The 17,930-nt window shown below is 66.4% G+C and carries 20 protein-coding genes; 17 read left to right on the top strand and 3 right to left on the bottom strand.

Annotated features, from left to right (window positions below):
* Nucleotide 1 precedes the first annotated feature (1 nt).
* From fliF to VF617_RS01885, 17 genes are all read left to right on the top strand, one after another.
* On the top strand, nt 2-1,669 hold the full coding sequence (gene fliF, locus VF617_RS01805) for a flagellar basal-body MS-ring/collar protein FliF (RefSeq protein ID WP_331013144.1): 1,668 nt from the start codon (nt 2-4) through the stop codon (nt 1,667-1,669).
* Nucleotides 1,666-2,694 (top strand): flagellar motor switch protein FliG, encoded by a 1,029-nt coding sequence (gene fliG, locus VF617_RS01810; RefSeq protein WP_331013145.1) that lies wholly within the window; start codon nt 1,666-1,668, stop codon nt 2,692-2,694. Before fliF ends, fliG begins: the two co-directional genes overlap by 4 nt.
* Nucleotides 2,687-3,400: a FliH/SctL family protein gene (locus tag VF617_RS01815; RefSeq protein ID WP_331013146.1), complete on the top strand. Its 714-nt coding sequence runs from the start codon at nt 2,687-2,689 to the stop codon at nt 3,398-3,400. The genes fliG and VF617_RS01815 overlap by 8 nt, the downstream gene beginning before the upstream one ends.
* Nucleotides 3,394-4,722, top strand: a complete 1,329-nt coding sequence (locus tag VF617_RS01820; RefSeq protein WP_331013147.1) for a FliI/YscN family ATPase — start codon at nt 3,394-3,396, stop codon at nt 4,720-4,722. Before VF617_RS01815 ends, VF617_RS01820 begins: the two co-directional genes overlap by 7 nt.
* The gene (locus tag VF617_RS01825; RefSeq protein ID WP_331013148.1) at nt 4,715-5,140 is read left to right on the top strand and encodes a hypothetical protein; all 426 of its coding nucleotides are present in this window, start codon (nt 4,715-4,717) and stop codon (nt 5,138-5,140) included. Before VF617_RS01820 ends, VF617_RS01825 begins: the two co-directional genes overlap by 8 nt.
* A 35-nt stretch (nt 5,141-5,175) precedes the next feature.
* Nucleotides 5,176-7,185, top strand: coding sequence for a flagellar hook-length control protein FliK (locus tag VF617_RS01830; RefSeq protein WP_331013149.1), 2,010 nt, complete (start codon nt 5,176-5,178; stop codon nt 7,183-7,185).
* A 17-nt stretch (nt 7,186-7,202) separates the two neighbouring features.
* Entirely contained in the window at nt 7,203-7,817 is a 615-nt protein-coding gene (locus VF617_RS01835) for a flagellar basal body-associated FliL family protein (protein ID WP_331013150.1), read from the top strand.
* 3 nt (nt 7,818-7,820) lie between these two features.
* Nucleotides 7,821-8,768 carry a flagellar motor switch protein FliM gene (locus VF617_RS01840; protein ID WP_331013151.1) on the top strand — a complete coding sequence of 316 codons (948 nt, stop codon included), beginning with the start codon at nt 7,821-7,823 and terminating at the stop codon, nt 8,766-8,768.
* Nucleotides 8,765-9,061, top strand: coding sequence for a flagellar motor switch protein FliN (gene fliN / locus VF617_RS01845; RefSeq protein ID WP_331013152.1), 297 nt, complete (start codon nt 8,765-8,767; stop codon nt 9,059-9,061). The genes VF617_RS01840 and fliN overlap by 4 nt, the downstream gene beginning before the upstream one ends.
* A 4-nt stretch (nt 9,062-9,065) precedes the next feature.
* Nucleotides 9,066-9,344, top strand: coding sequence for a flagellar biosynthetic protein FliO (locus VF617_RS01850; RefSeq protein ID WP_331013153.1), 279 nt, complete (start codon nt 9,066-9,068; stop codon nt 9,342-9,344).
* Nucleotides 9,344-10,162 (top strand): flagellar type III secretion system pore protein FliP, encoded by an 819-nt coding sequence (gene fliP, locus VF617_RS01855; protein ID WP_331013154.1) that lies wholly within the window; start codon nt 9,344-9,346, stop codon nt 10,160-10,162. The genes VF617_RS01850 and fliP overlap by 1 nt, the downstream gene beginning before the upstream one ends.
* A gap of 7 nt (nt 10,163-10,169) precedes the next feature.
* The gene (gene fliQ / locus VF617_RS01860; protein WP_331013155.1) at nt 10,170-10,439 is read left to right on the top strand and encodes a flagellar biosynthesis protein FliQ; all 270 of its coding nucleotides are present in this window, start codon (nt 10,170-10,172) and stop codon (nt 10,437-10,439) included.
* A gap of 190 nt (nt 10,440-10,629) precedes the next feature.
* Nucleotides 10,630-11,397, top strand: coding sequence for a flagellar biosynthetic protein FliR (gene fliR / locus VF617_RS01865; protein ID WP_331013156.1), 768 nt, complete (start codon nt 10,630-10,632; stop codon nt 11,395-11,397).
* On the top strand, nt 11,397-12,533 hold the full coding sequence (locus VF617_RS01870; protein ID WP_331013157.1) for a flagellar type III secretion system protein FlhB: 1,137 nt from the start codon (nt 11,397-11,399) through the stop codon (nt 12,531-12,533). The genes fliR and VF617_RS01870 overlap by 1 nt, the downstream gene beginning before the upstream one ends.
* A 43-nt stretch (nt 12,534-12,576) precedes the next feature.
* The gene (gene fliD / locus VF617_RS01875) at nt 12,577-13,983 is read left to right on the top strand and encodes a flagellar filament capping protein FliD (RefSeq protein WP_331013158.1); all 1,407 of its coding nucleotides are present in this window, start codon (nt 12,577-12,579) and stop codon (nt 13,981-13,983) included.
* Nucleotides 13,965-14,384, top strand: a complete 420-nt coding sequence (locus VF617_RS01880) for a flagellar protein FliS (RefSeq protein ID WP_331013159.1) — start codon at nt 13,965-13,967, stop codon at nt 14,382-14,384. Before fliD ends, VF617_RS01880 begins: the two co-directional genes overlap by 19 nt.
* A gap of 89 nt (nt 14,385-14,473) precedes the next feature.
* Entirely contained in the window at nt 14,474-14,989 is a 516-nt protein-coding gene (locus tag VF617_RS01885) for a response regulator (RefSeq protein ID WP_331013160.1), read from the top strand.
* Here the strand turns inward: VF617_RS01885 and VF617_RS01890 are convergent.
* From VF617_RS01890 to lysA, 3 genes are read right to left on the bottom strand one after another with little or no spacing between them, the layout of a single operon-like run.
* A complete protein-coding gene (locus VF617_RS01890) occupies nt 14,986-15,936 on the bottom strand; it encodes a CorA family divalent cation transporter (RefSeq protein ID WP_331013161.1) in 951 nt (316 codons plus the stop codon). The two genes, VF617_RS01885 and VF617_RS01890, sit on opposite strands and share 4 nt — an antisense overlap.
* Nucleotides 15,933-16,667: a precorrin-2 dehydrogenase/sirohydrochlorin ferrochelatase family protein gene (locus VF617_RS01895; protein ID WP_331013162.1), complete on the bottom strand. Its 735-nt coding sequence runs from the start codon at nt 16,665-16,667 to the stop codon at nt 15,933-15,935. The genes VF617_RS01890 and VF617_RS01895 overlap by 4 nt, the downstream gene beginning before the upstream one ends.
* Complete coding sequence (gene lysA, locus VF617_RS01900) at nt 16,664-17,926, bottom strand: diaminopimelate decarboxylase (RefSeq protein ID WP_331013163.1); 1,263 nt, start codon at nt 17,924-17,926, stop codon at nt 16,664-16,666. Before lysA ends, VF617_RS01895 begins: the two co-directional genes overlap by 4 nt.
* Nucleotides 17,927-17,930: the final 4 nt, after the last annotated feature.

Consider the following 17,930-nt stretch of genomic DNA (forward strand, 5'->3'; position numbering starts at 1 on the left):
GATGAGCAACGCACTCACCACCGCAGACGGCGCGGCTACCCCCGCCGGTCTCAATCCGCTAAAGCAGATGAGCGGGCTGCTAGCGCAGCCGGCCGTCCGGCGCGCCATGCCGCTGCTTTTCCTCCTGGGCCTGATAGCCGCGGGCTTCCTCGCCTGGTCGATGGTCGCCAGCTCGCCGCAGCGCATCCTGTTCGCCAATGTGAGTGATTCGGACAAGCAGGCGATCAGCGCCGCGCTGCAGACCGCAAGCATCGAATCGAGCATCGACAATGGCGGCTCGATCACCGTGGCGGAAGACGATTACCACAAGGCGCGGATGCTGCTCGCAAGCCAGGACCTGCCCAAGGCGGCGCCCGGCGGCTATGCGATCCTCGATCAGCTTCCGATGGGTGTCAGCCGCGCGGTCGAGGGCGAACGCCTTCGCCAGGCGCGCGAGACCGAGCTGGCGCGCTCGATCCAGGAGATTGATGCAGTCGCCGAAGCGCGCGTCCACCTCGCGACACCCGAGGCCAGCGCCTTTGTGCGCGACAAGGCCGCGCCTTCGGCATCCGTGATCCTGAAGCTCCAGCCGGGCCGCGCGCTCGCCGAGCCGCAGATTCGCGCGATCGTCAATCTGGTCGCCTCCTCGGTGCCGGGCATGACTCCGCAATCGGTCACGATCGTCGACCAGATGGGCGCCCTGCTCTCCAAATCGGGGGGCAATAATGACGGCAGCTCGGCTGCGGGGGACACGCGCATCGAATTCCAGCGCCGCGTGGAGGACAAATATCGCGAGCAGCTCAACCAGCTGCTGACGCCGATGGTGGGGGCCGGCAATTTCACTGCCGAGGTCCAGGCCGAAGTCGATCTAGACGAGAGCCAGGCGACGCGTGAAAGCTATGACAAGCAGGGCCAGGTGGTCCGCGCCGAGCAGGGCAATTGGACCGGCACATCAAAGGACGGCGCATCGGCTACGCCCGGCGGGATCCCCGGCGCGCTTTCGAACACGCCGCCCCCCGCCAGCACGCTGACCGCTCCCAATGCACAGGCGGGCCAGGCCAATTCGGCGGCAACGGCCCCTGCCGGTGCTGCCCCCGCGCAGGCGCAGCAGAAGCTCAGCGACAGCTTCACGCGCACCTACGAGACCGGCAAGGAAATCTCGGTGACCCGCGCGGCGCCCGGCGGCGTAAAGCGCCTTTCAGTGGCGGTGCTGATCCGCGAAGAGACGGGAAAGCCGCGCGGGCAGATGGAAATCCAGCAGATAACGCAGCTCGTCCAGGCCGCGGTCGGCTATAATCCCACGCGCCAGGATCAGGTCACGGTGGTCAGCCGCAAGTTCAGCGCCGCCGCCGGCGCCGCGACTGCGGGCCCCTCCTGGTATGATGCCGGCTGGGTTCCGCTGGTGGCGCGCAACGTGACCGCGCTCATTATCGCCTTGCTCGTGCTGTTCCTTGGCGTGCGTCCGCTCGCCAAAGCGCTGCTCAAGAAGCGCGACGATGCCGGCGTGCGCCAGGCGCTGGCGATCGGCGCCCCCGGCGGCGCTCCCGGTCCGGCCGTCTCTATCGACATGCTCGAGCGCAACGGCAACAGCTATGACGACCGGGTCGGCCTCGTCCGCGGCTTCACGCGCGACAATCCCGCGCGTGCCGCGCTGGCGGTTCGCGACATGATCAAGGCGGACGGCCAGTGAACGCCCCCCAATATTCGCTCCGGACCTTCAATGGCACCGAGCGCGCCGCCGTGCTGATGATGCTGGTGGGCGAAGAGGAAGCCGCGGCGATCCTCCAGAAGCTGGACCCCGATGAAGTCCGCTCGCTCGGGCGGGCGATGTTCACCGTCGCCGATGTAAGCGAAGCCGAGGTCGAACAGGTTCTGGATGATTTTACGTACAAGGCGCGCGGCCGCTCCAGCGTCCAGTTCGATCCGGGCCCGCGCATTCATGGCATCATGAATCGCGCGCTGGGTCCCGAGCGGGCCGAAGGCGTGCTTGCACGCATCGCCCCGCCGGAATCGGCGGGCGGCCTGGAAATGCTCGCCTGGTTCGAGCCCGACGAGATCGCGCGGATGGTAGAGACCGAGCACCCGCAGATCGCCGCCGTATTGCTGGTCAATCTCGATCCCGATGTGGCCGCGCAGGTCTTCGAGCATCTGCCCGAAGCCATGCAGCCGCAGATCCTGCGCCGCGTCGCAAAGCTAGGCCCGGTGCCGCCCGAGGCAATCGAAACGTTGAAGGCGATGCTGACGACCCGCGCGGCAGGGGGTGGCGCCAAGAAGTCACCCGGCCTCCAGCTGGGCGGCACGCGCGAGGCGGCGAAGATCCTGCAGGGCGCGCGCAAGATCACCGAGCGGCGCGTGATGCCCAAGCTCGCCAAGATCGACAAGGAAGTCGCCAGGGCGATCGAGGAAGCGATGTTCGTCTTCGACAACCTGCTCGAGCTCGACGACAAGAATCTCTCCACGCTTATCCGCAGCATGGACAGCGACATATTGGTCAAGTCGCTCAAGGGCGTCGAGGAAGTGGTTCGCAACCGTTTCCTGGGCTGCATGTCCAGCCGTGCCGCCGATGGCATCCGCGACGAGATGGAAGCGCGCGGACCCATGAAGATGGCCGACGTGCTCGAAGCGCAAAAGGTGATGATCGCCATCGCGCGCGGGCTGGTGAAGGACGGCACGATCCAGATGCCGAGCAAGGGTGGGGACGACGATTATGTCTGATGCCGCGCCCAGCTTTACGCCGGGCTTTGCCGGGCGCATCCACGCCGCCGAAAGCGTGCTCCAGCGCGCCTTTTCCGCGCCGATCGGCTTTGCTCCTGCCCAGGTCGAGCGGATCGGGCGCCGCGACGCGCTCCAGCCCCGTCACTTCGCGCCAGCCGATCCCGATGCCAACCCTACGCAGGGGTGGGATCCGTTCGCTTCGGCCAGCACTGGCTTCGCCGATCCGATCGCCGCCGCGCGCGAGGCCGGGTTCGCCGAGGGCCGTGCCGCCGTGCTGGCGGAACTCGACGCCGCGCAGGGCCGCGAGGCCGCATTGCTCGATCAGGTTTCCATCGCGCTGGCCAAGGCCGCGCATTTCGATCGCGAGCGCATGGCCGGGCATCTGCGCCAGACAGTGCTGCATCTCGTTTCCCGGATGATCGGGGAAGTCGGAGTCGCCCCCGATGTGCTTGGCGCGCGGATCACCGTGGCGGTCGATCTGCTTGCCGACAGCGCCGAATCGGCGCTGCTCCGCGTTCACCCCGATGATGTGCCGCTGCTCGAAGGCAAGCTGCCTGCCAGCGTGTTCCCGGTCGGTGATCCGCATATCCAGCGCGGGGCCTTCGTCATCGAAAGCGCATCGACGATCGTGGAGGATGGCCCCGATCTGTGGCTCGAGCAGCTCGCCGCGGCGATCGATCGCGTGCCGATCCCCCCCCTATGCTGAATCGCTTTACCGAAGATTATATCGAGGGTCTGGGCTGCCGCGATTTCGCCGCCAGGCCCAAGGTCTCGGGCCGGCTCGCCTCCTATGACGGGCTGCTTATGGAGGCCGTTGGCCTGTCGCTGCCGGTCGGCACTGTCTGCGCGATCGGCGACGGCGCGAGCCGGATCGAGGCGGAGGTGATCGGCTTTCGCTCGGGCCGCACGCTGATGATGAATCTGGGCGGCCCCGCCGCCTTGCTCCCAAATGCGCCCGTGCGCCCGATCGGTCCTCCCGGAGAAGCCGAAATAGGCGCGGCGATGCTGGGCCGCGTGGTGGATGGATCGGGCAAGCCGATCGACGGGCTTGGACCCATTCGGGGCGCGGGCAAATGGCCGCTCGCCGGCAAGCTCCAATCGCCGCTGGACCGCGGCCGCGTGCTGAAGCCGATGGATGTCGGCGTACGCGCGATCAACGGGCTGCTCACGATCGGCCAGGGACAGCGCGTAGGCATCATGGCCGGCTCGGGCGTCGGCAAATCGGTTCTGCTGGGGATGATGGTGCGCGCGGCCGAGGCCGATGTGATCGTCATCGGGCTGATCGGCGAGCGCAGCCGCGAAGTGGCCGACTTTCTTGAGACCAAGGTGGCGGGCGCGGCGCGCGCGCGATCGGTGGTCGTGGCGGTGCCCGCCAATCATTCGCCCGTGCTTCGCATCCGCGGTGCGCTTCGCGCCACCGCGATTGCGGAGGCGTTCCGTGCCGAAGGCAAGAAGGTGCTGCTGATCATGGATTCGCTCACGCGCGTGGCGCATGCGGGGCGCGAGATCGGGCTTGCGCTGGGCGAGTCTGCAAGCGCCCGCGGCTATCCGCCATCGGCGATCGCGATGCTCCCCAGCCTGATCGAGCGTGCGGGCACCTGCGTCTCCTCGGGCGGTTCGATCACTGCGATCTACACGGTGCTGGCCGACGGCGACGACGGCAACGATCCCGTGGTCGACTCGGCGCGCTCGATTCTGGACGGCCATATCGTGCTCAGTCGCGCGCTGGCGGAGCGCGGGGTCTATCCCGCCATCGATCTCGGCCCTTCGGTAAGCCGCGTAATGACCGATATCGCCGACAAGGAGCACCTCCACGCCGCGCGCGTGCTGCGCCGGCATCTCGCTACCTATGAGGAGAATCGCGACCTTGTGCTGATGGGCGCATATCGCCCCGGCGCGGATGCGGAGATCGACGCGGCGATCGCCTGTCACCCCGCGGTGATGGAATATATCCGGCAGGGAGCCGATGAGATCGTCACGCTGCCCGACGCCGTAGCGGAACTGACAGGCGTGTTCGGGGATGCCTAGAAGCGCGAAGAAGCTGGCGCGGCTCCACCGTGTCCGCACGCTCCAGCTCGATCAGGTCCGCGCCGAGGAAGTCCGCGCGCATGGCCGCGTCACGCAGGAGGCGCAGCTTCGCGAACGCATCGCCAGCCTTGCCGCAAATGTCGCGCCAGCACCTGCAGGCGAAGGCTTCGCAGCCACGCTCATCGCGGCCGCGCATTATCGGGATCGGCTCCACCAATCGGCGCAGGCTGCCGCACGCCGCGTCGAAATAGCCGAGCAGGGCCTTCAATCGGCGCGCGCCGCCACGCGCGAAGCGCGCCGCGATCAAAGTGCCATCGAGAAACTGATTGCCCGCCAGGAAGCGGATGCGGCACTCGAAGCGTTGCGCGCGCTGGAGGCGCTGCCGCCCTCGGGCCGAAACCGGCACGATCTTTGCTAATTCACGCGTGAAGCAAATTCACCGGGGACTTTCAGTTGATCCAGCTTGCCGCATCGCCCCTTGTCGCTCCCGCAGGCCCGGCGCGTCCGATATTGCTCGCCGCCCAGAGCGGCGCCAGCAATTTCGCGCTAGCGCTGAGCAATTTGCTCATGCCCGCGCCTGCGCTCGAATCTGGCGCCGGCGACGCCAAGCTTGCCGACGCATCGGCGGCGGCGGGGCAATTCACTGCCGAATCCGGCAAGGATTTGCCGCAAATCGATCTGGATTCCACCGCTGAAGAGAATCCGGCCGCGCAGTATGGCGAGGAAAACGCGCCTGAGCGAGACGAACTCGTCTTCGCCTGGCTCGCGCTGCCCGGCACGCCCGCGCCCGATATGGAACCCGCCGAACCGGTCGCGACCATCATCGATCGAACACGGATGGAGCCGCAGCTTGGCTTCGCGGCAGCCAATGCGCCGGTGGGACGAGAAGCCATCGCGACGTCCTCACCTGTTCCCGTGCCCGTTCAACCCGTGGCTGCCGGGGCCGGCCCAGCGGTTTCCGCTAAGATGGACATGCAGCTCCGCTCCACCACAGGCGATGCGCCGCTGGAGCGGGAAGCGGCCCCTGCGCCAGCATCCGTTGGATCGGTCACTGCCCTCACCGTGCAGATAGTCGCACCCACAGGGGACACTCAGCTCCGCTCTACTGCCGCCCCCGCACCGCATCCAGGGCCCGCTGGGCTGGGCGCTGCCACCCTCGGCCGAGCAGTTACCTCCAAGGCGGAAACCCAGCGCTTCAAGGCGGCCGATGTGCCGGTGAGGCAAGAAACCATCGCCGCCGTCGAACATCCACAGATCGGTATCCCAGCGCCTCTCGCCGAAGCCAGCGCCCCTAATCGTCCGGACGCCATCGACCCGCCAGTACCGCAGGCTGCGTTCATCAGGCCGGCCACTGCTGCATTGAAGCCGGCGGCCTTCAAGGCCGCGGCCGCAGCGCCCTTGCCCGAAAGCGGAACGCAATGGGAAATTGAACGGCAGCCAAAGCGCGAAGCCGATATCGGGCGTCCGATGCCGAGCACTGTCGAGCCTCCGCAACCGCTCACGCTTGCCAGGAGCGACGCTCCGCCGCTTTCGCGCACGCCCTTGCGGGCCGCGGCTCCAGAAGCGTCTGTCAGGCCTGCGTCCACATCCGCACCAAGCGCGCCTGGGTCAGCAGCCGTGTCCACAGCTCCCGCATTTATCAGGGCGTCCGCGCCGCCTCACCCAGCACCCGCCGGCTCGCCGGCGCAGCCGGTTGTCGTCGCGGCGTACGCAACCGCCGTGACGCAGCCTTTGCCGGACGCAGTGATTCCCGAGCCCAAGCTGGCGCCTAGCATCGAGGCTCCGGTAGAGTGGAGCGCCCGTCAGCCGGCACGCGAAACCGTAATGCCGCCGAAGGTCGGGTCGAGCCCGATAGCCGAGCGCGCCCGGCAGCCGGCCGCCTCGGCCGCGGTGCCACTGTTCACACCTCCGCCGATCGCGCAGCCGCTGCTCCCGTCCCTGGCGCCGACGGCCTTCTCGCCGCTGCGCCGCGAACTGCGTGAGCCGAACCAGCTGCTGGTGAATGCCGCCGCTGCCGCGAGCCCCACGCCGCTCCAGCAGGTCGCGGCCACGCCTGATGCGCAGCAAGGCGCGCTCGACATGCGCCGCCAGGAATGGATGGGCCAGATGGTCGAGCGCATCGAAGCGCTGCGCGATGCCGCACCGATCCGGGAAACGCGGATCAGCCTGATGCCCGATGCGCTGGGCAAGGTCGAAGTATCGGTGCGCCACGATGGTGATCGCATCCATGTCCATTTCGCCACCGAAACCCAAGCCGCGCGGCAGATCCTGATGGACGCCCAGCCCCGGTTGAACGAGCTCGCCGAAGCCCGCGGGATCCGGCTCGGCCATACCAACGTGGATTCGCAAGGGACCCAGTCCGGCCAGCGCCAGAACGACGCGCCGCGGCAGCAGGCACCCGCCGCGCCCGCCCGCGCCCGCACCGAAGAAGATCGATCCACAACCGATGAGCGCGTCGCCTGAGACGCATGGAGGCCATGATGGAAGACTTGAACGACGATTCGGCGCCTGCCCCCAAGAAGAAAAAGGGCAAGCTGCTCTTGTTCATCGGCGCGCCGCTGCTTTTGGGCGGAGGCGGCGCCGCAGCCTATGGGATGCAGGCCGGCTGGTTCAACGCAGCCGCCGCCGACGGGCATGACGCCAAGGCGGGCGAGCCCAGGCTCCTGCCCAAGAGCGAGCAGAAGCGCGCGGGTTCGGGCGAAGGCGGCGATCACGGCGGCGAGGGCGAAGCATCAGGTGGTGGCCAGGCCACGCCAAAGGGCCAGGGGGGCGATAAATACGCCTCGAGCTATTACCCGCTGGAGAAGGAATTCACTTCCAACCTGCGCGAGAGCGTTCACTTCATCCAGGTCGGGATCGCGGTTTCCACGCCCTATGACGAGACCGTTCTCAACAACATCAAAACGCATGAAATCGCGATTCGCTCGGCCGTGCTGATGGCGCTGGGCGAGACCAGCGAGGACGAGGTGTTCACGGCACAGGGGAAAAAGGGAATCCAGGATCGCCTGGCCAAGGCAATCAACGCGGTTCTGAAGGAAAAGGAAGGTTTTGGCGGGGTTGGTAACGTCTACTTTACCAATTTCATTGTTCAGTGAGACATGGTTAACGCCTCTTCAGAGATTGCAGCCGCCGATCGGCGGGAGCGCCCCAGGGCCAGCGCGGAACACGCGCCGGCATTGGGGACGAGCAATCTCAATCCTTTTGGCGATCTCGTCACGCTGCAGCATCTCAGTGCGCGGCTCGCAAAGGGGCTGAAGCCCGTGTTCGAGGGCATGCTCCGCCAGGATCTGAGGACCTGGGCGGAGCCGCTCGTGGTCCAGCGCTATGCGGATTATAAGGCGGAGCGTGGTGGCGCCCTGGCGGCATGGTCTCCGCTGGCGATGGGAACCGCCCGCCAGCGCGCGCAGATCGTGATCGATGCCAGGTTCGCGCTTCAGATGCTCGATGCGTTCTTCGGGGGTGACGGCGATGCGCCCCACCCGCTCCCCAGTGAATTCACGCCGGCTGCCGAGGCGCTGATCGCGCGTATCGGCGAGACGATCGTGGCTCCCCTAGGCGCCGCGTGGGAACCGCTGGCGCGCATTGCATTCCGCGCCGAGGGCAGCGCCAATTACGCGCAGCCCGCGGATATGGGCGGTGACGACCCCGTGGTGGTCACGCGCTTCGGTATCGCGCTGGGCGATAACAAGCCCGATTTCGTCGATATTCTCTATCCCGTCGCGGCGCTCAAACCACACACCGCTTCGTTGATGGTCAAGGTCCATGACGCGCCGGCGGAAGTCGAGCCGCTATGGCGCTCGGGCCTCACGCGCGCGGTGATGGGCGTGACCCTGCCGGTACGCTCGGTGCTGTGCGAGCCGCACATATCGCTGGCGCGACTGATGGAGCTCAAGCCGGGCGATGTCATACCCGTCGATTTCGGCCCCGAAGTTCCCGTGATGGTGGCTTCGCGGCGCCTGGGCACCGGGCTGGTCGGCACGTCGAACGGTCGCGCCGCCGTCCGCCTTTCTTCGCTTGAACCGATCAATCCAGAGGATTTCCGATGAACGACATGACCGGGGCCTTCCCCATGGATGCGGCGGTGACCACCAATTTCCATTTGCTGCAGGATGTCGATGTCAAGCTGACCGTCGAGATCGGATCGACTCAGCTCACGCTGCGCGAATTGCTGGCGCTGGGCGAGACCAGCGTGATCGAGCTCGATCGCGAAGCCAACGAACTGCTCGACGTGTTCGTCAACGGAACGCTGATCGGCCGGGGCGAAGTCGTCACGGTGGGCGAGAAGTTCGGCGTGCGGATGACCGAGCTCGTCAGCCCCGAGAAGCGCGCGGCCAAATAACATGATGTGGTCGTACATCCTCAAGCTGGTGATCCTGCTCCCGCTCGTGTGCGGGCTGCTGATCGGCTGCCTCTATGCCTGGCGCAAGCTTGAGGCGCGGCTGCCCAAGAACCAGGGCGCGCGGATGGTGCAGGTCACCGAAACGATGATGCTCGCGCCGGGACTTCGCCTCGCAGTGATCGAGTTCGAGGGACAGAAATTGCTCTGCTCGGTCAGCCGCACCGGCGTGACGCTGGTGGACAAGAAGGTCCCGTCAATGGTCGTGGACAAGAAAGCCTCGTGATGCGCGCGGTAATTTCTGTTCCCCGCACCGTGGGTGGACGCGCCGCCCTCTTCATCGGCGTGCTCGCCTTCTTCGTGCTGTTCGCGTTCCCCGCGTTTGCGCAGGGGGCCGCGTCGGTGCCCGCCGCGCCCCCAGGCGTGGGCGGCGCAATGGACCGCGCGCTTGGCGATCTGGGCGGCGGCGATGCCCCGCTGAGCCTGTCGCTGCAGGTGCTGATCATCATGGGGCTCCTCACGGTGCTCCCCGGCATCCTCTTGATGATGACCAGCTTCACGCGGATCATCATCGTGCTGTCGCTGCTCCGCCAGGCGCTTGGCCTCCAGCAGACTCCGCCCAATCAGGTGCTGATCGGCCTGTCGCTGTTCCTCAGCTTCTTCGTGATGGCCCCGACGATCAGTCAGATGAACACGACCGCAATCCAGCCCTATGCCGCGGGTCAGATCGGCGCGAGCCAGATGATCTCGACGGCGGGCGATGCGCTCCACGGATTCATGATCAAGCAGACGCGCAACAAGGACGTGAAGATGTTCGCGGACATGGCCAAGGCCCCGCCCTTCGCCAGCCCCCAGGACGTTCCTTTCTCTGTGCTGCTGCCTGCATTCATCACGAGCGAGCTCAAGACCGCGTTTCAGATCGGCTTCCTGATCTTTTTGCCCTTCATCGTCATCGATCTCGTGGTCGCCACCGTGCTCATGTCGCTCGGCATGATGATGATGTCGCCAACGATCATCTCGCTGCCCTTCAAGCTGCTGCTGTTCGTCCTCGTCGACGGCTGGGCGCTGACCATGGGGTCGCTTGCCACCAGTTTTGCGAGTTAGCTTAGCGATGGACGCAGATTATTTCATGACCGTCGCGCGCGAGGCGATCTGGGTGCTGGCGCTTGCCTCGGCCCCGATTCTCATCCCGGCCCTGCTCTCGGGGTTGATCCTCGGCATGGTCCAGGCGGCCACCTCGATCCAGGAACAGACACTCACCTTCGTGCCCAAGCTGATGGTGGTGGCGGTGAGCATGGTGATCTTCGGCGGCATGATCCTTGGGCTGCTCGGCGACTTCACGACCAGCATTTTCGAGCGCATTCCGGATCTGGTGAAGTGAACTCCCTCTCCCTTTGGGAGAGGAGTTTCGGGTCGTCCATGCCCCCGGCATGGACTGAACAGCGCGGGGCGCTGTTCACCCGAAACTGGGCCCGCCGCGAAGCGGTGGGAAGGGTGAGAGCAGGTCCCCCTACCCTCACCCTTCCGCAGCTCCGCTGCTCCCTCCCTCTCCCGAAGGGAGAGGGAATTTGATGGGCTTCGGCCTCTCGATCGAGCCGCAGCTCTGGGCGCTCTTGTTTGCGATGGTGCGCGTCGGCGCTGCATTCGTGGCCGCGCCGGTATTCAGCGCGGTCGCCGTTCCGCTGCCCGCGCGCATCGCGCTCACCGGCGCGATCGGGGTGCTCGTACTCGGCACGACCAACATCACGCCCCCGGAACAGATATTCGCGCTGTCCACCTTCGTGGCGATCGGTGCGGAGGCGCTGATCGGCCTCGCCATCGGCTTCGTCCTCCAGATCGCATTTTCCGCGCCCCTGATCGCCAGCGAAGTGATCGGCATGTCGATGGGGCTGGGCTTCGCCAATGCAGTCGATCCGTCCAGCGGCACTTCGACGCCCGCGCTCGGCCAGTTCATGTCGCTCCTGCTGACCTTGCTGTTTCTCGCGGTGGACGGGCATCTCGTCCTCGTCGATCTGATCGTGCGCAGCTATGAGGCGATGCCGCCCGGTGCGTGGATCGCACCGGACAAGCTGCTCGGCATCGCGTTATTCGGGGGATACGCCTTCCTCGCCGGGCTGCTGCTCGCATTGCCTGTCGGCTTCCTGCTGCTCTGCCTCAATATCGTCGTCGGCATGCTGAGCCGCGCCGCGCCCGCGCTGAACCTGTTCGCAGTCGGCTTGCCCGCCAGCCTGGCGATGGGAGTGGTCGCCATCCTGCTCGCGCTTCCCGCGATGGGTGAATATCTGCTGGTCATCATCCGTACCGCGCTCGATTCCGCGCCCGGCCTGGTGTTCGGCTGATGGCGGAGAGCTTTGGCGAAAAAACGGAAGCCCCAACACCCAAGCGCAAGCGCAAGGCGGTAGAGGAAGGCCAGCTTCTGAAATCCAAGGATTTCGGCACTGCGCTGGTCGTGTTGCTCGGCTGCGCCTGGATGGCGTTTTTCGGCGAGGGGATGATCGCCGCGTGCAAGGGTGTGATGACCGCCAGCTTTTCCTTCGGACGCGGCGATGTCGAGCATTTCGAGCCTTGGCGCCCGCTTGCCGCCGCGGGCTGGCAGCTCCTCCTCCCGCTCGGCAGCCTGTTCGTCATCACCATGGCGGGCGCGATACTCAGCCAGGCGAGCCTCGGCTCATTCGGCTGGAACAACAAATTGCTGATGCCCAAGGCTTCGCGCGTCAATCCGGGCGCGGGGCTCAAGCGCATGTTCGGGGCGAGCGGCTGGATAGAACTCGGCAAATCGCTGCTCAAGGTGCTGCTGCTGGGCAGCATGGGCGGGTGGATGCTGTGGTCGCTGACCAGCAGCTCGCTCGGCTTGGTGGCGATGGATTTGAACGGCGCGGTGGGTGCGCTCGGCAGCCAGTTCGTCACCCTGATGTTCGTCATGGCGGCGGGGCTGCTGATCATCGCGGGCGTCGATCTGCCGATCCAGATGATCCGCCATTTCCGGGCGCTTCGCATGAGCAAGCAGGAAGTGAAGGAAGAGCATAAGGAAAGCGAAGGCTCACCCGAACTCAAGGGCGCGCAGCGCCAGCGCCAGCGCGAGATATTGAAGGGCGGCTTCCGCAAGACCGTCGCCACCGCGCACGTCGTGCTTACCAACCCGACGCACTTCGCGGTGGCGCTACGTTACGATTCGGGCAAGGATCAGGTCCCGGTGGTCGTCGCAAAGGGCCGGGGCCAGACCGCGCTGGCGATCCGGGAGCTCGCCACCGAGATGCAAGTGCCGATGCTCGAATATCCGAGCCTGGCGCGCGCGGTCTATTTCACCAGCCGCGAGGGCCAGGAGGTCCGCGACGACCTCTATCAGGCGATCGCGATCGTCCTCGCCTTCGTGTTCGGGGTCAACAAGGCCGCTGGCGGAGGCCAGCCGCCGATCGACGTGCCCACCACGGCACTTTTCGACGAGCACGGTCAGAAAATGGCGCTTTCACGCTAAAATCCCGGCGGTTTCCGCCGTTTATCGGGACAAGGGGATTTCCATGGCCATCGAGTCGATTGCAAAGACGCTGGGAACAGGCTCCGGTATCGACATCGGCGCGCTCGTCTCGTCGCTGGTCGATGCGCAGTTCGCAATGAAGAACGAAGCGCTGACCAAGAAGAGCGAGACGCTCACCAGCCAGATCTCGGCCACCGCGGAACTCAAGAGCGGGATCGCCGATTTCGCGACCGCGCTGACGACGCTCACCAACGGCACGACGCTGAGCACGCAGCCGACCAGCTCGAATGCCAATATCCTCAACGTGTCCGCCCTCGCCGGCGCCAAACTGCATGGCCTCAGCGCTTCGGTGGAGGTTCGCCAGCTGGCCCAGGCCCAGGTCGCGAGCACCAACGCGTTCGCCGCGGGTTCGTCCTATGTCGCAGGGACCGGCACGCTGACGCTGACCTTCGGCACCGCCACGGTTTCCAACGGCTCGATGACTGCGTTCACTGCCGGTGCGGCGGCTTCGATCGACATCACGATCGACGCGGCGCATTCCACCCTTGCCGGCGTCGTGGATGCAATCAACGCGGCCAACGCAGGCGTCACGGCCTCCATCATGAGCGACAGCTCGGGCGCGCGCCTCGTGGTCAAGAGCACCACCGGCGCTTCGCAGGCGTTCGAGCTCAAGGGCTCCACCCAGCTTCGCGAACTCGATATCGGCCGCAACGAGACCGGCTCGTCGATCAACGCCGCTGCCCAGGATGCGATCGTCGCATTGGACGGAGTACAGACGACGCGCACCACCAATTCGATCTACGGGCTGGTCGATGGCGTGAAGATCGACCTGGTCTCCGCCGCGGTCGGCACAAAGGTCATGATCGGAATCAAGGCGCCGACCGAGGCAGTCAAGCAGACCGTCACCAACTTCGTGGACACCTACAACGAAGTCTACAAGATGCTGAAGGCCGCAGTCGACCCCTCGACAGGTCCCCTGCGCGGCGATGCCGCGGCCAAGGACCTGCTTCGCTCGCTCAAGTCCATCACGATGACCAATCTCGTCACCGGCGCAGCGGCCGGCGCACCCGTTTCGCTTTCGGGCATCGGCGTCGCCACCCAGCGCGACGGCACGCTGACGGTGGATGGCGCGCGGCTCTCGACCGCGCTCACCTCGTTCCCCGCTGAAGTCGAGGCCATGTTTGCGGCCGGCGTGGGGCTGACCAAGACGATGAACGACATCGCGGCGCGTGCGGTCAACAAGGTGACCGGGCTGGGCGCCAGCGAGGCGACCTACACCAAGAAGCAATCCGACCTGGCCGACGACAAGCAGGAGGCGGCCGCCGACGCCGAAAAACTGCGCACCCGCATGACGCGCCAGTTCGCCGCGATGGATTCGCGGGTGGCCGCGTACAAATCGACGCAGAGCTTCCTGACCAATCAGATCGCCGCATGGAACAGGGATTCGTGATGCGCTACGCGACTGCCCTCGCGCGCGATCCCGCATCCACGTATCGCCAGATCGATGTGGCGGGGCGCACCAGCGGCCAGGATTCGCATGCGCTCGTCGATCTGCTCTACCATGAGGGCGTCGGAGCGCTCCGCGCCGCCGCCTGGGCGCTCGATAAGGGACAAACCACGGTCAAGAGCGAGCGAATCGCCCGTGCCACAGCCGTGCTGTTCGCGCTCGAAGCCGGCCTCGATTTCGATCGCGGCGGCGAAGTTTCGCGCACGCTGGCGGCTTTCTATCACGGGCTGCGCCAGCAAGTGGTTCAAGCGAGCCTCGGCGGCGACCCCGCACCCTTTCGCGCCGCGGCGGATTCGCTCGAGGAAATCGCCACTGCCTGGTCGAGCGTGCGCGCGGCTTCCTGAACGCGATTCCGCCCGCATTTACCTTTTCGTGACGGCAGCGTTCTAATCTCCATTGCATGGACCAGGCATCGGCTAAGACAGGCATCGCCATGCGCCGCCGCGCGACGCGGACGATCCTTGTCGTGGATGACAGCCGCATTAATCTCGGTCTGCTTTCGCGCCAGTTCGGCAGTCTAGGCTATCTGGTCGTGCTTGCCGACAGCGGCAGCCAGGCGCTCGAACTGATTTCAGCGCGCGGGTTCGATCTCGTGCTGCTCGACAGGGGCGTCTCCGAACATTCGGGGCTGCACGTTCTCCAGGAGATCCGGAGCGCGCGCGACACCGCCGACCTGCCCCTGATCGTCCTGGCGGGGCAGAGCGACCCGCTGGGACCTGTCGCGGCCTTCTCCGCGGGGGCCGACGATTATCTTTCGCGTCCGTTCGATTTCGAAGTGCTGGCGGCGCGGGTCGAGCGCGTGCTTGCGCGTGCGGACCGGATCGACGAGCTCAAGCGATCGAACCTGGCGCTCGACGCACGCATCGCCGCGCGCGCCATCGAGCTCGGCGAAGCCCGCGCCGAGCTGGCGGCCGCCAAAGCAGAGCGTGTACGGCTCGCCGCGGCCTAACGCTCAAACCAGTGACGGCCGAGGAAATAGGCGGTCACGCCTATGGCAATTACCATGCAGACCCCGAATACCGCCCAGAACACCCAGGGCGCATCGGGAAAGGGCAGGGGCACGTTCATGCCCAGCAGCCCGGTGAAAAACGTCAGCGGCAGGAAGACCAGAGCGGCGACGGCGATGATCAGTGATCGCTCGTCGATCTGTTCGGCGCGCAGATCGGTGAGCGTCTCGTGGATCAGCGCGGCGCGCTCGCGGATGCTTTCCAGTTCCTCGGCCATGCGCGCGGCTCGGTCGGCGGCGGCAGTCAAGTGGAGCCGGTCGTCGTCGCCGAGCCAATCGGCGGGCAGATTGGCCAGTTTTTCGAGCGCGCTGCGCTGGGGGACGAGGAAGCGGCGATAGCCGATCGCCTGGACGCGCGCCTGGTTGACTCGCTGCCGGAGCGCGAAGGCGCTCTGGGCCGCGATGCGCTCCTCGCAATCGTCGATCGAATCGCCGAGTTCGGCGACTACGGGGTCGAGTTCCTCGGTGATCGCCTGGGCGAGCGCCGCAATCAGGTCGCCCGGATCGAGAATCGCGCCAGCTCCGACTTGCGCGCGCGCGCGATCGAGTGCGTTGAGCGGCTTGCGCGTGACCGAAAAGACGCGGCCGCCAAGCGCATAGAGCCGGATCGACGCCAGTGGGTCCGATGCGGCCAGTTCTTCCGACGAAAGCCCGCGCAGGTTGATCACCGCGCCGGGGTTCGCCGCGTCGCAGCGTGGGCGCGTTTCGGCTGCCGTCAGCGCTTCGGTAACATAAGGCGGAAGGCCGGCCTGTTCGGCAAGCCAGGTCTTGGCTTGCTCGCCATTGGTGATCAGGTGAATCCAGTTGAGCTCGCCGTCCTCACCCAGCGCTTGCTCGATGGAGATTTCCCCGGCCTTTCCGCCGCGAACCACATAAGCGAAACCCTTCATTTCGCCATCTCCAGATAAAGGGACAGGCCAGGCTCCTGACTATCGGGGGCGCAATCGCAGCGAATGCGCGCGGCATCGGCCCGCGCCCGATCGAGGATCGCGGCAGGGACATCGGCACGGTGATAGACGCGGTCGGCGCCGCCGAGCGCACGCGCCTGGCGCAGCGTCAAATCGTCGGGATCGGATGAGGCGAGCGTGAAGCGAAGCAACGATGTCTCCGCCGCCGCCCCGTCCAGCACGCGCGCGACGACATCGCCGTCCAGCATATCGAGCGCCGCGCCGATCGCCCGGCGACGGCTGGCCATATCGGGCCAGCGCGCGCGGATCGCGGGTCGCGCGGCGTAGAGCTCGCGCGCGGTCCTGCCCAGCGTCGCGGGCAACATCGTTTCAAGCTTCTGTCGGACCGCCGCCGCCAGGCCGGCGGAGGCACCCCCGGTGCCGATCGCCACCAGCACCGGATCGCGATCCACGATCGCGGGAAGCATGAAGTCGCAAAGGTCGGGGCGATCGACGGTGTTGACCAGAATGCCGCGTCCGCGAAGCTCGGTCGCCATGGCCTCGGGGTCGTCGAGCGCAACGATCGCCAGCGCAGCTTGTTGCGACGGATCGACGATGACCGCGCCTGCGCGCTCGAGCAGCCTGCGCTTGGCGTCCGCCGCTTCGCCTTCGCCCGCAAGGATCACTGCCCGCCCGTCCAGCCGCACATAGATCGGCAGGGCGGCCAGGCTCATTCCAGCCAATCCGGAACTTGCTCTTCGCCCATGATCGCCTCGGCCGAAACCCGCCGGGCGACGATCTCGAACCGGTCGCCCGAGACGAGGACTTCAGGCACCAGCGCGCGGCTGTTGTACATGCTCGCCATCGTCGCGCAGTAGGCCCCGGCCGAGTGCAGCACCGCAAGGTCGCCCGCTTCGATCAGGTCGATCTCGCGATTCTTGGCGAATACGTCACTGCTTTCGCAGACCGGCCCGGCGACATTCGCGGTGAAGGTCTTGCCGCTTGGGCGCACCGCGGAGAATTCATGGTGCGCATCGTATAGCGCGACGCGGGGGAGATCGTTCATCGCCGCGTCCACGATCACCCAGGGATTGGTGACGCCCGGCTTTACCCACAGCACTTCGGTCACCAGCATGCCCGCATTCGCCACGATTGCGCGGCCGGGCTCGAATTGCAGCTCGACGTCCCAGTCGCGGGTAACGCGCGCCACCATGGCGCCCAGTTCTTCGGGGTTTGGGATGGTCTCTCCGGCCCGATAGGGCACGCCCAGTCCACCACCGAGATCGACATGCGTGATAAGGTGGCCCGCCGCACGCAGGTCCGCGACCAGCTTGCCGAGCCGCGTATACGCTGCCTCCAGCGGCGCCAGGCTGCTGAGCTGGCTGCCGATGTGCACTGCGATGCCGCGCAGGTTGATGCCCTCCAGCGGTGCCAGCCGGTCGAATATCGCCGGGGCCTGGTCGATCGGCAGCCCGAACTTGTTTTCGGCCTTGCCGGTGGAAATCTTGTCGTGGGTGCCGGCGTCGACATCCGGATTGACGCGCAGCACTGCCGGCGCGCGCAGCCCGCGGGCCGCGGCCATCTGCGCCAGCACTACGCCTTCTTCCTCGAGCTCCAGGTTGAACTGGCCAATTCCGGCATCCAGCCCCTGCGCCAGTTCGGCGCGCGTCTTGCCGACACCCGAGAAGACGATGTCCCGGGCAGCGATGCCAGCCGCCATCGCGCGCGCCATCTCGCCGCCCGAGACCACGTCGGCGCCGAAGCCTTCGTTAGCCAGGACGCGCAGCACGGCAAGATTGGGATTGGCCTTTACCGCGAAAGCGACATGCGTGCGCGGGCCCGCCAATGCGACCGCCGCCTTATAGACCCGAGCATGCCGCTGGAGCGTCGCGGTGGAATAGACATAGACCGGCGTGCCCACTGCTCGAGCGACGGACGTAAGCGGCACCTGCTCGGCGTGCATCTCGCCGCCGATCAACTCGAAATGGTTCATGGTG

This window comes from Sphingomonas sp., assembly GCF_036388215.1.
Taxonomy (GTDB): domain Bacteria; phylum Pseudomonadota; class Alphaproteobacteria; order Sphingomonadales; family Sphingomonadaceae; genus Sphingomonas.

What these genes read in the sequence shown, in the direction of transcription:
- VF617_RS01890 (WP_331013161.1), bottom strand. Translation starts at nt 15,936, where the DNA reads ATGAAGGGTTTCGCTTATGTGGTTCGCGGCGGAAAGGCCGGGGAAATC.
- fliR (WP_331013156.1), top strand. Translation starts at nt 10,630, where the DNA reads ATGGGCTTCGGCCTCTCGATCGAGCCGCAGCTCTGGGCGCTCTTGTTT.
- fliD (WP_331013158.1), top strand. Translation starts at nt 12,577, where the DNA reads ATGGCCATCGAGTCGATTGCAAAGACGCTGGGAACAGGCTCCGGTATC.
- lysA (WP_331013163.1), bottom strand. Translation starts at nt 17,926, where the DNA reads ATGAACCATTTCGAGTTGATCGGCGGCGAGATGCACGCCGAGCAGGTG.
- VF617_RS01880 (WP_331013159.1), top strand. Translation starts at nt 13,965, where the DNA reads ATGGAACAGGGATTCGTGATGCGCTACGCGACTGCCCTCGCGCGCGAT.
- VF617_RS01885 (WP_331013160.1), top strand. Translation starts at nt 14,474, where the DNA reads ATGCGCCGCCGCGCGACGCGGACGATCCTTGTCGTGGATGACAGCCGC.
- VF617_RS01850 (WP_331013153.1), top strand. Translation starts at nt 9,066, where the DNA reads ATGTGGTCGTACATCCTCAAGCTGGTGATCCTGCTCCCGCTCGTGTGC.
- VF617_RS01870 (WP_331013157.1), top strand. Translation starts at nt 11,397, where the DNA reads ATGGCGGAGAGCTTTGGCGAAAAAACGGAAGCCCCAACACCCAAGCGC.
- fliN (WP_331013152.1), top strand. Translation starts at nt 8,765, where the DNA reads ATGAACGACATGACCGGGGCCTTCCCCATGGATGCGGCGGTGACCACC.
- VF617_RS01840 (WP_331013151.1), top strand. Translation starts at nt 7,821, where the DNA reads ATGGTTAACGCCTCTTCAGAGATTGCAGCCGCCGATCGGCGGGAGCGC.
- VF617_RS01835 (WP_331013150.1), top strand. Translation starts at nt 7,203, where the DNA reads ATGGAAGACTTGAACGACGATTCGGCGCCTGCCCCCAAGAAGAAAAAG.
- fliP (WP_331013154.1), top strand. Translation starts at nt 9,344, where the DNA reads ATGCGCGCGGTAATTTCTGTTCCCCGCACCGTGGGTGGACGCGCCGCC.
- fliF (WP_331013144.1), top strand. Translation starts at nt 2, where the DNA reads ATGAGCAACGCACTCACCACCGCAGACGGCGCGGCTACCCCCGCCGGT.
- fliQ (WP_331013155.1), top strand. Translation starts at nt 10,170, where the DNA reads ATGGACGCAGATTATTTCATGACCGTCGCGCGCGAGGCGATCTGGGTG.
- VF617_RS01820 (WP_331013147.1), top strand. Translation starts at nt 3,394, where the DNA reads ATGCTGAATCGCTTTACCGAAGATTATATCGAGGGTCTGGGCTGCCGC.
- VF617_RS01825 (WP_331013148.1), top strand. Translation starts at nt 4,715, where the DNA reads ATGCCTAGAAGCGCGAAGAAGCTGGCGCGGCTCCACCGTGTCCGCACG.
- VF617_RS01895 (WP_331013162.1), bottom strand. Translation starts at nt 16,667, where the DNA reads ATGAGCCTGGCCGCCCTGCCGATCTATGTGCGGCTGGACGGGCGGGCA.
- VF617_RS01815 (WP_331013146.1), top strand. Translation starts at nt 2,687, where the DNA reads ATGTCTGATGCCGCGCCCAGCTTTACGCCGGGCTTTGCCGGGCGCATC.